The organism is Aeromicrobium yanjiei, assembly GCF_009649075.1.
In the GTDB taxonomy this organism is placed as follows: Bacteria; Actinomycetota; Actinomycetes; order Propionibacteriales; family Nocardioidaceae; genus Aeromicrobium; species Aeromicrobium yanjiei.
This window is the reverse complement of sequence record NZ_CP045737.1, coordinates 2,549,234-2,563,760: the sequence shown is the minus strand read 5'-3', so window position 1 is coordinate 2,563,760 and position 14,527 is coordinate 2,549,234. Positions and strand designations below refer to the sequence as shown.

Here is a 14,527-nt window from a genome sequence, read left to right as displayed (position 1 = left end):
CCCAGAAAGAATCGTGCAGGCAGATCAAGCGGAAGCCGGTGAGCCCGCCGGACAGATCCTAGTCAGACACGATGTCTTGCTCCGGCCAGAGTCGCGGGCCCCGGTGGCTCAGTGCATGGATGTCTCGCCCAGCGAGGGGAGTGGACCGGGATGACGTCGTCGCCGATACCCTTGCAGCGTGAGCACCTCCTCGTGGACCCCCGGACGTCCGCTCCGAGTCGCCCTGCTGGGCTGCGGAGTCGTCGGCACGGAGGTCGCCCGACTGCTCACGCGGGATGCGGACGAGCTCGCTCAGCGCGTCGGCGCTCCGCTCGAGCTCGTGGGTGTCGCGGTACGCCGTCTGAACCGTGAGCGCGACCTCGACCTGCCCAGCGAGCTGTTCACGACCGATGCAGTCGGCCTCGTGTCGCGCGGTGACATCGACGTGGTGATCGAGGTCATCGGCGGCATCGACCTGGCCCGCGAGCTGATCCTGACCGCGCTGGAGAACGGCGCCTCCGTCGTGACCGCCAACAAGGCGCTGCTGGCCGAGGACGGTGCCACCCTGTTCGAGGCCGCGCACAAGGCCGAGCGCGACCTGTACTTCGAGGCTGCGGTCGCCGGCGCGATCCCGATCGTCCGTCCGCTCCGCGAGTCGCTGGCCGGTGACCGTGTCCAGCGCGTCCTCGGCATCGTCAACGGCACCACCAACTTCATCCTCGACGCGATGACCACGACGGGTCAGGGCTTCTCCGAGGCACTCGACGAGGCACAGCGTCTCGGTTACGCCGAGGCCGATCCCACCGCGGACATCGAGGGCTTCGACGCTGCGTCCAAGGCGGCGATCCTCGCCGGGCTCGCCTTCCACACCCGCGTCACGATCGGCGACGTGCACCGCGAGGGCATCACCGAGGTGACCGCGGCCGACGTCCGTTCGGCCGACGAGATGGGCTGCGTCGTCAAGCTGCTCGCGATCTGCGAGAAGCGGGACACCCCGACCGGCCCGGCCGTGTCGGCGCGCGTCCACCCCGCGATGATCCCGCTGACCCACCCGCTCGCGAGCGTCCACGGGGCGTACAACGCGGTGTTCGTCGAGAGCGAGTCGGCCGGCGAGCTGATGTTCTACGGCCCCGGCGCCGGAGGCTCCCCGACGGCCAGCGCAGTTCTCGGCGACGTCGTCTCGGTCGCCCGCAACCGGCGCAGCGACGTCTTCGGGCCCGGCGAGTCGACCCACGCGCAGCTCGAGGTGCTCGACATGGGGCGGGCCCGCACCCGCTATCACGTGTCGATCGACGTCGACGACCGCGCGGGCGTGCTCGCGTCGGTCGCGAGTGCGTTCGCCGAGTACGGGGTCTCGATCAAGACCGTCCGCCAGGAGGGCAGCGGGTCCGATGCCCAGCTCGTCATCGTGACGCACGAGGCCGAGGACGCCTCGCTGTCGGCCACGGTGGCCTCGCTGCGCGGGCTCGACATGGTGCGTGACGTGACATCGGTGATGCGCGTCGAGGGAGGATTCTGATGGCACACCTGTGGAGAGGCGTCATCGAGGAGTACCGCGAGTGGCTCCCCGTGACGTCCGAGACGCCGGTCGTCACCCTGGGGGAGGGCGGCACTCCGCTCGTCCACTCGTCGTGGCTCTCGGGCATCGTGCACGGTGACGTCTGGATCAAGGTCGAGGGCAACAACCCCACGGGCTCGTTCAAGGACCGCGGCATGACCACGGCCGTCTCGGTCGCGGTGGGCGAGGGCGCCAAGGCAGTGGTGTGCGCGTCGACCGGCAACACGTCCGCCTCCATGACCGCGTACGCGGCCACGGCCGGCCTGACCCCGATCGTCCTCGTGCCGCACGGCAAGATCTCCGCGGGCAAGATGGCGCAGGCCGTCATGCACGGTGCCGAGGTCATCCAGGTCCGTGGCGGCTTCGACGAGTGCCTGCAGCTGTCGCGGGGCGCTGGCCGACAAGTACCCCGTCGCCCTCGTCAACTCGGTCAACCCCGTCCGCCTGCAGGGGCAGAAGACCGCGGCGTTCGAGATCGTGGACGCCCTCGACGCGACCCCCGACCTGCACGTGCTGCCGGTCGGCAACGCGGGCAACATCTCGGCGTACTGGCTGGGCTACCGCGAGTACGCCGACGCGGGCATCGCGACGCGCACCCCGCAGATGTGGGGCTTCCAGGCGCAGGGCGCCGATCCCATCGTCCAGGGCGCCCCGATCGCCGTCCCCGAGACGATCGCGACCGCGATCCGCATCGGCAACCCCGCCTCGTGGCACCTGGCCACGGCGGCCCGTGACGAGTCCGGCGGTCGCATCGCGTCGGTCAGTGACGAGCAGATCCTCCAGGCCCAGCGCGATCTCGCCTCCCACGACGGCGTCTTCGTCGAGCCCGCCTCCGCCGCCGGTGTCGCGGGCCTGCTGGCCGCTGCCGTCGCCGGGGAGGTCGAGCCGGGGCAGACCATCGCGGTCACCGTCACCGGTCACGGGCTGAAGGACATCGACACCGCGCTCTCGGGCGTGGGCGCGATGGTCGACGCGATCATCGAGGCCGACGTCGACGCTGCGGCCGAGGCCGCAGGCCTTCGGTGAGCTTCGTCGACGGACCGGTCACCGTCAGGGTGCCGGCCTCGAGCGCGAACCTCGGTCCCGGTTTCGACGCGCTCGGTCTCGCGCTGACCCTGCACGACACGCTGACGGCCGAGGTCGTCGACGCGGGGCTCGACGTCCACGTCACCGGCGAGGGCATGGACGGCGTGCCGCTGGACGAGACGCACCTGGTCGTCCAGGCCATGCACGCGGCCTTCGACCTGCTCGGTGGACGCCCGTCCGGGCTGCGACTGACCTGCACCAACACCATCCCCCACGGCCGCGGGCTCGGCTCGTCCGCCGCGGCGATCGTGGGCGGCGTCCTGCTGGCGCGCGCGCTGGTCGTGGGCGGCGAGGCGTTGCTGGACGACGCGGCGGCGTACCAGCTGACGGTCGACCTCGAGGGTCATCCCGACAACGTCGCCGCGGCGTTCTTCGGCGGACTGACGATCGCCTGGATCGACGGTGCCGCCGCCGAGGTCGAGCGACTCGAGACCGACGTCGAGGTCACGGTGTTCGTGCCGCCCGCAGCCGTCTCGACCGAGAAGGCCCGGGGGCTGCTGCCGAGAGCGTCCCGCACGCCGATGCCGCGCGCAACGCCGGCCGCGCCGCCCTGCTCGTGGCCGCCCTCACCGGGGCGCCGCACCGCCTCGCGTCGGCGACCGAGGACTGGATCCACCAGGGCTACCGCTCCGAGGCGATGCCCGAGTCCTACAAGCTGCTGCGCCAGCTGCGGGTCGAGGGCGTACCGGCGATCATCTCGGGCGCCGGCCCGACGGTCCTGGTGTTCGCGCGAGGAGTGGCCGACCGCGCTCCCGCCGGGTGGGTCGTCCACGAGCTGGGCGTCGATCGCACGGGCGCAGAGGTCGTCCGCAGCGGCGCCTGAGCAGTTGAACCGATCGGGAATTCCGGCGGACCCGTTGATGTTATGGTGGATGAGTCGGAGTCGAGTTCATCTCCCCGACAGTGACAGCAAGTGAGCAGTGCCACTCAAGTCGCCCGTCAGATACGGGCAAGCCTCCACGCGATCCGGCTTTCCGGACCACTGGCCTTGTGGCCTCATCCAAAGGAACCTACGTGACTGAAACCACCACGACACCTGATGCCTCCGCGTCCTCGGCCTCGGCCGGGACCCCCCGCAAGACCGGGGGAAGCCTGGGTGGAAAGGTGCTTGCCGAGCTGCAGGAAATCGCTGCGGGACTCGGCATCACCGGCGCGGAGAAGATGCGCAAGGGCGCACTCATCGACGCCATCAAGATCGCTCGCGGCGACGCGGGCACCTCGACGAAGGCCGCCGTCAAGGCCGCCTCGGGACCGGCCGTCGCGGACACCGCCGACGCCGCACCCGTGATCGTCCCCCCGACGAAGAACGACGCCGAGTCCGGCGAGGCCGCCAAGAGCGAGGCCCCCAAGCGGAGCGGAGCGCGGGGCCGCAACGCCAAGGCCGACAAGCCCGCGTCCGACGTCGTCGCCGACGAGGCGCCGGCCGCGAAGGCCGACAAGCCGACGCGCAGCCGCTCCAGGGCCGCCAAGAGCGATGTCGTCACGACCGACGAGGGTCAGAACGGCGCCGACAAGAACGGCGCTGAGAAGAACGTCGCCGACAAGAGCGGTGCCGACAAGAACGGTGCCGACAAGTCGGACAAGGGCGGCGCCGGCAAGAACGGCTCGCAGCGCGGCGGTGCGAAGGCAGACGCCCAGGCGGAGCCCAAGAACGAGTCCCGCCACGACAACGCGCGCGGCGACCAGTCCGCCGACGACCGGGACGACGACGCCGAGGGCGGACGCGGTCGCGGTCGTGGACGCGGCCAGAACGCCAACGGTGGCGGCAACACGAACCGCAACCAGGGCAACCAGAACCGCAACCAGAACCCGCCCCAGGCCGATCGTCAGCCGGCGCAGCCGCAGCACGACGACGACGAGGACGGCGGCGGACGTCGCCGCAACCGTCGCGGTCGCAACCGCAACAGCCAGGGCGGCGGACGCGGCAGCCTCGACGTCGACACGTCGTACACCGAGGACGACGTCCTGGTGCCCGCCGCGGGCATCCTCGACATCCTCGACAACTACGCGTTCGTGCGCACCACGGGCTACCTGCCCAGCGACAACGACGTCTACGTCTCGCTCTCCATGGTCCGCAAGTGGGGCCTTCGCCGCGGCGACGCCGTCGTCGGTCAGGTGCGCCAGCCCCGCGAGGGCGAGCGCAAGGAGAAGTTCAACCCGATGGTCAAGATCGACTCGGTCAACGGGATGGCCCTGGAGGAGGCGACCAAGCGCGTCGAGTTCTCCAAGCTCACTCCGCTGTACCCGTCGGAGCGCCTGCGCCTCGAAGGTGAGGCCGGCGGCCTGACCGGTCGCGTCATCGACCTGGTGTCGCCGATCGGCAAGGGTCAGCGCGGCCTCATCGTGTCGCCGCCGAAGGCCGGCAAGACCGTCGTGATGCAGCAGATCGCCAACGCGATCACGACCAACAACCCCGAGTGCCACCTGATGATCGTCCTGGTCGACGAGCGTCCCGAGGAGGTCACCGAGTTCCAGCGCACCGTCAAGGGCGAGGTCATCGCCTCGACGTTCGACCGTCCGGCCACCGATCACACGATGGTCGCCGAGCTCGCGATCGAGCGCGCGAAGCGTCTGGTCGAGCTGGGCCACGACGTCGTGCTGCTGCTGGACGGCATCACGCGCCTCGGCCGGGCGTACAACCTCGCCGCGCCGGCCTCCGGTCGCATCATGTCCGGTGGCGTCGACTCGTCGGCGCTCTACCCGCCCAAGAAGTTCTTCGGCGCCGCGCGCAACATCGAGGACGGCGGTTCGCTGACGATCCTCGCCACCGCGTTGGTCGAGACCGGGTCCCGCATGGACGAGGTCATCTTCGAGGAGTTCAAGGGCACCGGCAACTGGGAGCTGCGCCTGCGTCGCGACCTCGCCGACAAGCGGATCTTCCCGGCGGTGGACGTCGAGGCGTCCAGCACCCGCCGCGAGGAGCTGCTGATGGGCAAGGACGAGCTCAACATCGTCTGGAAGCTGCGGCGCGTGCTGTCGGGCCTCGACGGCCGCCAGGGCCTGGAGCTGATGCTCGACAAGCTCAAGCAGTCGCCCAACAACGCTGAGTTCCTCGCGCAGATCACCAAGACGATCTCTGAGGACGGGGCAGCCGCCACCAGCTGACCTGTGCACGAAGGGGAGGGGCGCATCCGGTGACCGGGTGCGCCCCTTCGTCGTACCTGTTTCGGATGGTCGCCCGGGAGGTCGGCCCATAGGCTGGCGCCATGACCACCGCACACGACTTCTCCGCCACCGCGATCGACGGCACCGAGCGGCTCCTTGCCGACTACAAGGGCAAGGTCCTCCTCGTCGTCAACACCGCGACGCAGTGTGGCTTCACCCCGCAGTTCAAGGGCCTCGAGGAGGTCTACCGGGAGTACGTCGACCGCGGCCTGGTCGTGCTGGGCTTCCCGTGCGACCAGTTCGGCAACCAGAACCCCGACGGTGACGAGGAGACCGCCGCGTTCTGCGAGAAGAACTTCGGTGTGACGTTCCCGTTGTTCTCCGAGATCGAGGTCAACGGCGACGGGGCGCACCCGCTCTACAAGTGGCTCAAGCAGGAGAAGGGCGGAGTCGGCCCGTCGGCGATCAAGTGGAACTTCACCAAGTTCCTGATCGACACCGAGGGCAACGTCGTCAAGCGCTACGGCTCGGCGACCAAGCCCGAGAAGATCAAGGCCGACATCGAGAAGCTGCTGCCGGCCTGATCGCTCACAACCCCTGGGCGGCCTGCCACGCGGCGAACGCCTCACGGCTCGTCTTGGTGGGCCGATAGCCGAAGACGTCCTTGAGCCGGCTGTTGTCGAGCACGGGCCTGTACTGCAGGAACTTGGTCTGCTCGGGGCCGTACTGCGTCAGCCGCAGCGGCCTGGCGACCCGCAGGGCCGTGCGCAGCACCGGCTCGGGCACCGGCAGTGTCGGCTTGCCCAGGGCGGCGGCGATCTCCCGCACGGTCATCGCGCCGTCGCCGGCGACGTTGAAGACGCCCGTGACGTGACCGGTCACGGCCTGCAGCATGATCGCCGCGAGGTCCTCGTCCCAGATGAACACGAACGGGGAGTCCGATCCGGCGATCCGCAGCAGCCGCCTGGCGCGGAACAGGTCGGTGATCTGGTTGTCGACCGTGGCGCCGAGGATCGTGCCGATGCGCAGCACGACCTGCTCCAGGCCCGGGTGGGCCTCGCGCTCGGCGGCCAGCATCTGCTCGACGAGTCTCTTGTGCCGGCTGTACGCGAAGGCGTCGTTGCCGCGCACCGGCTGGTCCTCGGTGATCCAGGCCGGGCTGTCGGCGTGATAGCCGTACGCCGCGCCGCTCGAGGACACCACCAGTCGGCGCACGCCGTGGGCGATGCACGCGTCGAGCACGTGCCGACTGCCCTCCACGTCGACGCGGTACGCCAGCTCGTCGGACATGCCGCGGCCCGGGTTGACGATCGAGGCCAGGTGCACGACCGTGTCGACCCCGTGGCGTCCGATCACCGCGTCGACAGCGGCGGGGTCCGTGACGTCCGCGATCTCGTGCACCGCGCCCGGCGTGGCCTCGTCCGGCAGACGCAGGTCCGTCCCCACGACGACGTCCACCGCGGGGGAGGCGGCCAGGCCCTGCACGACGGAGCGCCCCAGGAACCCGTCCGCCCCCGTCACGAGGACCCGGTGCCCCGTCATGCGTCGACCTGCTCGCGTACGGGCGCGCGGCGTCCCCACCACGTCGCCAGCACGAGGCCCGCGATGATGTCCCAGATGCCCCACCACGCGGCGACCAGGGCCATGCCACCGAGGCCGTCGAAGAACTGGAACACCAGGAGCAGGCCCAGGCCCGCATTGCGGATGCCGACCTCGAACGTCATCGCGCGGCGGCTGTAGTCGTCCAGCCCCGTGCCGCGGGCGATGCCGTAGCCGAGCGCGAGGGCCAGGGCGTCGTGCAGGAACACCGCGAGCAGCACGACGCCGATGTAGTCGGTGAAGATGTCCCAGTTCTTGGCGACGCCGACCAGGATGATCGCGGCGAGGCCCAGGAACGCGATCCGGCTGACCCAGGTGTGCGCCGCCGCCGCGACCCGTGGCCACAGCCTGGCCACGGTCAGGCCGAGCGCGAAGGGCACGCCGATCACGAGCACGACCTCGCTGAGCATGTCCCACGGAGTGACGTCGATGTCGCGCAGGAAGGCGTCTCCTGTGGGGTGCCACCCGCCCCACAGGGCGAAGTTCAGCGGCATCAGGAAGATCGCGAGGACGTTCGACACCGCGGTCATCGACACCGACAGCGCGACGTCGCCGCGGGCACGGTGGGTCAAGATGTTGGAGACGTTGCCCGGCGGGCAGCAGGCGACGAGGATCATGCCGAGAGCGACCGATCCCCGCACGTCCAGGACGAGGGTCAGGGCGAAGGTGATGGCGGGCAGCAGCACGAACTGCCCCGCGATCGCGACCGCCATGGCGCGAGGCTTGCGCAGCGCGGCCCGGAAGTCCTCGACCCGGGTGTCGAGGGCGATCCCGAACAGGATCGCGCCGATCACGACCTTGAGCAGCGTCAGCGAGCTCTCGTTGAACGCGATCGAGATGGAGTCGACGTCGACGTTGGCGATCACGCGCTCAGCTCCTTGATGGCCCGGCCGACGGCGCGGCGGTAGGCGTCCTTGTTGACGTAGTAGCTCATCCGCTCGAGCCACAGGTAGTGATAGCCGCCGGTGAGGTCGGGGCGCGGACCGTGCACCTGCTCGAGGAGCCGGTCGGCCGCCGGGCTCCCGGTCTCCTTCGCGGCGATGAAGGCGGCGACCAGCTCGGCCTGCTCGTAGCGGCCCTGCCAGCCGATGCCGGACGCCTCGATCATCCCCAGCACGAACAGGTCGTCGTGCTCGGGGGAGAAGATGTTGAGGTGCAGATCGGGGGCGGCGCCGGTCCAGCTCAGGTGCTGACGGTCGATGAACGGGTAGTGCAGCCGGTAGCCGGTTGCGAGCACCAGGACGTCGTACGTGCCGGACGACCCGTCGACGAAGTGGACGTCCTGGCCGTCGAGCCGGGCGACGTCCTTGCGCACGGCCACGTCACCGTGCCCGATGTGGTGCAGCACCAGGGTGTTCACGACCGGGTGGGACTCGTAGATCTTGTAGTCGGGCTCGGGGAAGCCGAAGCGGACGGGGTCGCCGGTGAACATCCGCAGGACGCGGCTGTCGATCGCCTGCTTGAGGCGGGCCGGGAGCGGACGACCTTGGTTGAGGGTGTCGGCGGGCTTGCCGAACAGGTACTTGGGCACGAAGTAGTAGCCCCGCCGGACGCTGAGGTCGACTGCGGCGGCGTGGTGGACGGCGTCGACCGCGATGTCGCAGCCGCTGTTGCCCGCGCCGACGATGAGCACCCGCTTGCCGCGGAACACCTCGGGCGACTTGTACGCACTGGTGTGCATGACCTCGCCGGTGAACTCGCCCTCGAGCTGCGGGACGTTGGGCTCGGACAGGGTGCCGTTGGCGAGGATGACGCCCGCGAACGTCTCGGTCGTCGTCGTGCCGTCGGGGCCGCGGCTCGTGACGTCCCAGCCGCCCGTGCTCGGGCCGGCCGGCTCGACGCGGGTCACCTCGGTGCCGAAGCGGAACCGGTCACGCAGCCCGAACGTGTCGGCGAAGTCGCCGAAGTACGCCATGAGAGCGCGGTGGCCCGGGTAGTCCGCGACGTCCTCGCGCATCGGGAACTCGGTGAACTCTGTCGTGGTCCGCGACGAGATCAGGTGCGCGGACTCGTACACGGTGCTGCGGGGGGCATCGATGTTCCAGAGCCCGCCCACGTCGTCGGCGAGCTCGAAGCCCGTCCAGGCGATGCCGCGGCGGTCGAGGTTGCGGGCGCCGGCGAGGCCCGAGGGCCCGGCGCCGATGAGGGCGTAGGTGGACGGGGAGGACACAGGCGGCAGTCTGCCAGTCCGTGGGGTCGCAGCCGCAGGTTCTCACGGTGCGGTCAGGTGGGGAGAGACCAGCCGACGGGTGGGAATGAATCGGGGACCGATTTCCTTGTAACGGGTACCAACTGGCACAATCAATCCTTGGTTCTGGTTCACGGCCCCGCACCCCGCGAGACGACCCAGCGACCGCCGAGAGGACACCATGAAGAACGGCATCCACCCCAACTACGTCGAGACCCAGGTCACCTGCACCTGCGGCAACACGTTCACCACCAAGAGCACCGCACCTGAGGGCGTCCTGCGCGCCGATGTGTGCTCGGCCTGCCACCCGTTCTACACGGGCAAGCAGAAGATCCTCGACACGGGCGGACGCGTCGCCCGCTTCGAGAAGCGTTACGCCAAGAAGTAGCGACCTCCCAGCGCCGACCCCCGCCCCTCTCGGGCGCGGGTCGGCGCTGTCGTTCGTCCCCTTCACGCCAGCGCACCCCAGGAGCCGCCCATGTCCATGTTCGAGGCAGTCGACTCGCTCGTCGCCGAGCACGCCGAGCTCGAGCAGCGCATGGCCGACCCGTCGGTGCACTCCGACCCCGGACTGGCCAAGCGGCTCGGCCAGCGCTACGCCGAGCTGTCCGCGATCGTCAAGACGTACCGCGAGTTCCAGCAGGTCACCGACGACCTCGAGGCCGCCCGTGAGCTGGCCTCCGAGGACGAGTCGTTCGCCGCGGAGGTCGAGACCCTGGAGCCGCGGCTCCACCAGCTGTCCGAGCGGCTGCAGCGCCTGCTGGTGCCGCGCGACCCGGCCGACGCCAAGGACGTGATCCTGGAGATCAAGGGCGGCGAGGGCGGCGAGGAGTCGGCGCTGTTCGCCGGCGACCTCCTGCGGATGTACTCCCGCTACGCCGAGCAGCGCGGCTGGAAGACCGAGATCCTCGATGCGACCGAGTCGGCGCTGGGCGGTTACAAGTCCGTGACGATGGCGGTCAAGGCCAAGGGCACGCCCGAGCCGGGGGAGGCTCCCCACGCGCTGCTGAAGTTCGAGGGCGGCGTGCACCGCGTCCAGCGCGTCCCCGTCACCGAGTCGCAGGGCCGCATCCACACGTCGGCGGCCGGCGTCCTCGTGCTGGCCGAGGCCGAGGACATCGACGTCGAGATCCACGACAGCGACCTGCGCATCGACGTCTACCGCTCGTCGGGTCCCGGCGGCCAGAGCGTCAACACGACCGACTCGGCCGTCCGCATCACGCACGTGCCGACCGGCATCGTCGCGAGCTGCCAGAACGAGAAGAGCCAGCTGCAGAACAAGGAGCAGGCGATGCGCATCCTGCGGGCGCGGCTGCTCGAGGCGGCCCAGGCCACTGCGGATGCCGAGGCGTCGGACGTGCGCAAGTCGCAGATCCGCACGGTCGACCGCTCCGAGCGCATCCGTACGTACAACTTCCCGGAGAACCGGCTGTCGGACCACCGCACCGGTTTCAAGGCGTACAACCTCGACCAGGTGATGGACGGCGCGCTCGACGACGTCATCAAGTCCCTGGTCGACGCCGAGCTGGCCGAGCGCCTCGCGTCGGTCGAGTCCGGGTCGTGAGCACGCGAGCATGAGCACCGTCCGCACGCAGGCCGAGCGCCTGCTCGAGCAGGCGACGGCCGAGCTCGAGGCCGGGGGAGTGTCGTCCCCCCGTCACGACGCCGAGGTGCTGCTGAGCCACGTCACCGGCGTACCCCGGATGATGCTGATGAGCAGCGCGAAGCCCAACGGGCTGCAGGTGAAGACGTTCACCGCGATGGTGACCGCCCGTGCGTCGCGCGTCCCGCTGCAGCACCTCACGGGCTCGGCGGCCTTCCGCTATGTCGACGTCGAGGTCGGGCCCGGGGTGTTCGTCCCGCGTCCGGAGACCGAGCTGCTGGCCGGCTGGGCGATCGAGCACGCCAAGACGCTGGAGTCTCCGGTCGTGGTCGAGCTCTGCGCCGGCGCCGGTGCGATCTCGCTGTCGGTCGTCCATGAGGTGCCCGGCGCGCAGGTGCACGCGGTCGAGCTCGACGAGCCGGCGTACGAGTGGGCCCAGCGCAACCTGGCCGGGACGGGCGTCGATCTGCGGCTCGGCGACATGGCCGACGCGTTCCCCGATCTCGATGGTCAGGTGGATGTCGTCGTCGCCAACCCGCCGTACATCCCGCTGGACGCGTGGGAGAGCGTGGCGCCCGAGGCGCGTGACCACGATCCCGCGCTGGCGCTCTGGTCAGGCGACGACGGCCTGGACGCGATGCGGGTCGTCGACAAGGTCGCGTGGCGGCTGTTGAAGCCGGGTGGAGTGGTCGGCGCCGAGCATGCGGACGCGCAGGGCGAGTCGGCCCCAGCTGTCTTCGCGCCGCGCTGGGCTGACGTCCGCGATCACCGCGACCTGGCCGAGCGTCCCCGCTTCGTCACCGCGACGAAGCCCCGCCGCTAGGCTCAGACGCATCATGGGCCTCGAAGAGCTGGGACTGATCGGCTCTGCCATCGCCGTCGGTCTCGGAGCGGCCGTCCTGCCGGTCTTCATCAATGCCGAGCTCTACGTCGTGGCGATCGGTGCGACCGTGGACAGTCGGCCCTTCCTGGCGTTCTTGATCCTCGTCCACGTCATCGCGACGACGATCGGCAAGATGTTCGTCTTCCAGCTGGCCCGGCGGGGGACCAACAAGATCCGGATGGTGGAGCCGCGCCCGCCTCGCAACGGCGTGTCGCTCAAGATGCGGGCCGCCGGCCGCCGGCTCGCGCGGACCCGGCTGTCCCGCGGGATCAAGAGGGCCAGCGACTGGCTGCTGACCCTGCTCGACCGGCCCTACTCGGGCGGCCTCACGGCGTTCATGTCCTCGCTCACGGGCGTTCCTCCGCTGGCGATCGTGACGATCCTCGCCGGCGCGTCCAAGCAGCCGCAGTGGCTGTTCCTGACGATGGTCTTCACCGGGCGACTGATCCAGTTCCTCGCGATCGCCTTCCTGCTCCACCACGTCAGCTGGTTCTGACCACTCACCCCGACCGCCCACGAGTCACGCACGACCGCTGACGAGTCACGTACGACCGCTGACGAGTCACCCACGACCGCTGACGAGTCACGTTCGGCATCCGCACGTGACTCGTGGGCGTCCGTACGTGACTCGTGGGCGTCCGTACGTGACTCGTCAGCGTCCATACGTGACTCGTGGGCATCCGTACGTGACTCGTCGGCGGTTGTGGGTGACGGGCGGGGACGGGGCTGCGCCTAGGATGAATGGGTGAAGTTCGACTGCAGCGTGGACGAGGAGTTCGACCGAGGCCTGCTGGCCGCCCAGGCCGCGCTCGAGGAGGGCAAGCTCGTCGTCCTCCCGACCGACACGGTCTACGGCATCGCGGCCGACGCCTTCTCGCCGCGGGCGGTGCAGAACCTCCTCGACGCCAAGGGGCGAGGCCGTGACATGCCGCCACCGGTCCTGATCGGCGCCCCGACGACGCTCGACGCGCTCGCGACCAACATTCCTGCGTGGCTGCGGTCGGCGGTCGAGGCGCTGTGGCCGGGCCCGCTGACGATCATCTGCCACCAGCAGGCGTCCCTGACCTGGGACCTCGGTGACACCCACAACACCGTCGCAGTGCGCATGCCCGACGACAAGCGCGCCCTCGCACTGCTCAAGCAGACCGGCCCCCTGGCGGTCAGCAGCGCCAACACGACCGGCCTGCCCGCCGCGCAGACGATCGAGCAGGCCCAGGACATGCTGGGCGGCCGGGTCGCGGTCTACCTCGACGGTGGGCCGACCACGTCGGGCGTGCCGTCGACGATCCTGGACGCGACCGGCGCGACCCCGCGCATCCTGCGCCAGGGGGCTGTCCCGCTGGACGTCCTCCACCGGTTCAACAACACGATCGAGCCCGCCAAGGACAGCACCGAGGGCACCGCGTGAGGGAATACCTCGTCGTCTTCGGCATCGCCCTCGGCGTCACGTACCTCCTGGCCTCGATCGCCCGCCAGGCCGCGTACCGCTACGGTGCCGTCGCGCGGGTCCGTGACCGCGACGTGCACGCGATCCCGACCCCGTACTTCGGAGGACCCGCGATCCTGGGTGGCATCCTCGCGGCCTATCTCGTCGCGACCCACCTGCCATTCCTCTCCCTGGCGGACGACGGCGTCTTCAAGGACGCGCGTGCCGTCGTGCTGGGAGGGGCGGTCATCTGCCTGGTCGGCATCGTGGACGACCTCTACGAGCTCGATGCGCTCAGCAAGTTCGCCGGCCAGGTCCTCGCCGGGGTCATCGTCGTCGCGCAGGGCGTGCAGTTCGTCTACCTGCCGATGTACGGCAACTACATCGGTCTCGACCAGGTGCAGGCCATGATCTTCACGGTGCTCCTGATCGTGGGCACGGCGAACGCGGTGAACTTCGTCGACGGGCTCGACGGCCTCGCCGCGGGCATGGTCGCGATCGGCGCAGTGGCCTTCTTCGCGTACGCATTCGTGCTCGCGGTCGAGAACGGCGAGACCCGCGCGATCGCGGCCGCCCTGCTGACGGCCGCGCTCGCAGGAGCCTGCATCGGCATCCTGCCCCACAACTTCTTCCCGGCCCGGATGTTCATCGGCGACTCCGGATCGATGCTGATCGGCTTCGTGCTCGCCTGCTCGTCGATCAGCCTCACCGGCCAGTTCCCGGCGACCGAGCTCTCCGAGGGCATCGGGGGAGCGGAGGCCAGCTTCCTGCCGGCCCTGCTGCCGCTGATCCTGCCGTTCACGATCCTGCTCGTGCCGTTCGTCGACCTCGCGCTCGCCGTCGTACGACGGACGCGCGCCGGCCGGTCGCCGTTCAGCCCCGACAAGATGCACATCCACCACCGCCTGCTGGAGATCGGCCACTCGCACCGCCGCGCCGTCCTGCTGATGTACACCTTCGCGGGACTCGTGGCGTTCGGCAGCGTCGTGATCAGCCTGTTCAGCGGCTGGCAGTCGATCGCCGGCTTCGGCGCCTTGGCCGTCCTGACGATCGCTGCAGTGTTCCTGCTCCCCAAGCTCGAAGAGAAGGTCTGGTCATGA

13 protein-coding genes and 1 pseudogene are annotated in these 14,527 nt (G+C 70.0%); 11 read left to right on the top strand and 3 right to left on the bottom strand.

Features of this window, described 5'->3' with window-relative positions; translation table 11 throughout:
- Positions 1-178 precede the first annotated feature (178 nt).
- The 5 genes and pseudogenes from GEV26_RS12575 (at position 179) to GEV26_RS12555 (ending at position 6,312) form a co-directional block, all read left to right on the top strand.
- Positions 179-1,498: a homoserine dehydrogenase gene (locus GEV26_RS12575; RefSeq protein WP_153653518.1), complete on the top strand. Its 1,320-nt coding sequence runs from the start codon at positions 179-181 to the stop codon at positions 1,496-1,498.
- A pseudogene (thrC, locus tag GEV26_RS12570) lies at positions 1,498-2,563 on the top strand (threonine synthase). The gene GEV26_RS12575 and the pseudogene thrC overlap by 1 nt, the downstream one beginning before the upstream one ends.
- Complete coding sequence (locus GEV26_RS12565) at positions 2,560-3,540, top strand: homoserine kinase (RefSeq protein WP_341769339.1); 981 nt, start codon at positions 2,560-2,562, stop codon at positions 3,538-3,540. Before thrC ends, GEV26_RS12565 begins: the two are co-directional and overlap by 4 nt.
- A 97-nt stretch (positions 3,541-3,637) precedes the next feature.
- A complete protein-coding gene (rho, locus tag GEV26_RS12560; RefSeq protein WP_153653516.1) occupies positions 3,638-5,728 on the top strand; it encodes a transcription termination factor Rho in 2,091 nt (696 codons plus the stop codon).
- A 101-nt stretch (positions 5,729-5,829) separates the two neighbouring features.
- A complete protein-coding gene (locus tag GEV26_RS12555) occupies positions 5,830-6,312 on the top strand; it encodes a glutathione peroxidase (protein WP_153653514.1) in 483 nt (160 codons plus the stop codon).
- A gap of 4 nt (positions 6,313-6,316) precedes the next feature.
- Here GEV26_RS12555 and GEV26_RS12550 read toward each other — a convergent pair whose 3' ends face one another.
- From GEV26_RS12550 to GEV26_RS12540, 3 genes are read right to left on the bottom strand one after another with little or no spacing between them, the layout of a single operon-like run.
- Positions 6,317-7,270, bottom strand: coding sequence for an SDR family oxidoreductase (locus tag GEV26_RS12550; RefSeq protein ID WP_153653512.1), 954 nt, complete (start codon positions 7,268-7,270; stop codon positions 6,317-6,319).
- Positions 7,267-8,193 carry a bile acid:sodium symporter family protein gene (locus tag GEV26_RS12545; protein ID WP_153653510.1) on the bottom strand — a complete coding sequence of 309 codons (927 nt, stop codon included), beginning with the start codon at positions 8,191-8,193 and terminating at the stop codon, positions 7,267-7,269. The genes GEV26_RS12550 and GEV26_RS12545 overlap by 4 nt, the downstream gene beginning before the upstream one ends.
- Positions 8,190-9,497 carry a flavin-containing monooxygenase gene (locus GEV26_RS12540; protein WP_153653508.1) on the bottom strand — a complete coding sequence of 436 codons (1,308 nt, stop codon included), beginning with the start codon at positions 9,495-9,497 and terminating at the stop codon, positions 8,190-8,192. The genes GEV26_RS12545 and GEV26_RS12540 overlap by 4 nt, the downstream gene beginning before the upstream one ends.
- Positions 9,498-9,696: 199 nt before the next feature.
- Between GEV26_RS12540 and rpmE the strand changes: the two genes are divergently transcribed.
- The 6 genes from rpmE (at position 9,697) to GEV26_RS12510 (ending at position 14,527) form a co-directional block, all read left to right on the top strand.
- The gene (rpmE, locus tag GEV26_RS12535; RefSeq protein WP_108578858.1) at positions 9,697-9,903 is read left to right on the top strand and encodes a 50S ribosomal protein L31; all 207 of its coding nucleotides are present in this window, start codon (positions 9,697-9,699) and stop codon (positions 9,901-9,903) included.
- Between the two features lie 96 nt (positions 9,904-9,999).
- The gene (gene prfA / locus GEV26_RS12530; RefSeq protein WP_153655082.1) at positions 10,000-11,079 is read left to right on the top strand and encodes a peptide chain release factor 1; all 1,080 of its coding nucleotides are present in this window, start codon (positions 10,000-10,002) and stop codon (positions 11,077-11,079) included.
- Between the two features lie 10 nt (positions 11,080-11,089).
- Positions 11,090-11,941 (top strand): peptide chain release factor N(5)-glutamine methyltransferase, encoded by an 852-nt coding sequence (gene prmC / locus GEV26_RS12525; RefSeq protein WP_153653506.1) that lies wholly within the window; start codon positions 11,090-11,092, stop codon positions 11,939-11,941.
- 13 nt (positions 11,942-11,954) lie between these two features.
- Positions 11,955-12,497 carry a YqaA family protein gene (locus GEV26_RS12520; RefSeq protein WP_153653504.1) on the top strand — a complete coding sequence of 181 codons (543 nt, stop codon included), beginning with the start codon at positions 11,955-11,957 and terminating at the stop codon, positions 12,495-12,497.
- A gap of 249 nt (positions 12,498-12,746) precedes the next feature.
- Positions 12,747-13,409, top strand: a complete 663-nt coding sequence (locus GEV26_RS12515) for an L-threonylcarbamoyladenylate synthase (RefSeq protein WP_153653502.1) — start codon at positions 12,747-12,749, stop codon at positions 13,407-13,409.
- Positions 13,406-14,527, top strand: a complete 1,122-nt coding sequence (locus GEV26_RS12510; RefSeq protein WP_153653500.1) for a glycosyltransferase family 4 protein — start codon at positions 13,406-13,408, stop codon at positions 14,525-14,527. Before GEV26_RS12515 ends, GEV26_RS12510 begins: the two co-directional genes overlap by 4 nt.

What these genes read in the sequence shown, in the direction of transcription:
- prfA (WP_153655082.1), top strand. Translation starts at nt 10,000, where the DNA reads ATGTTCGAGGCAGTCGACTCGCTCGTCGCCGAGCACGCCGAGCTCGAG.
- rpmE (WP_108578858.1), top strand. Translation starts at nt 9,697, where the DNA reads ATGAAGAACGGCATCCACCCCAACTACGTCGAGACCCAGGTCACCTGC.
- GEV26_RS12555 (WP_153653514.1), top strand. Translation starts at nt 5,830, where the DNA reads ATGACCACCGCACACGACTTCTCCGCCACCGCGATCGACGGCACCGAG.
- GEV26_RS12550 (WP_153653512.1), bottom strand. Translation starts at nt 7,270, where the DNA reads ATGACGGGGCACCGGGTCCTCGTGACGGGGGCGGACGGGTTCCTGGGG.
- prmC (WP_153653506.1), top strand. Translation starts at nt 11,090, where the DNA reads ATGAGCACCGTCCGCACGCAGGCCGAGCGCCTGCTCGAGCAGGCGACG.
- GEV26_RS12520 (WP_153653504.1), top strand. Translation starts at nt 11,955, where the DNA reads ATGGGCCTCGAAGAGCTGGGACTGATCGGCTCTGCCATCGCCGTCGGT.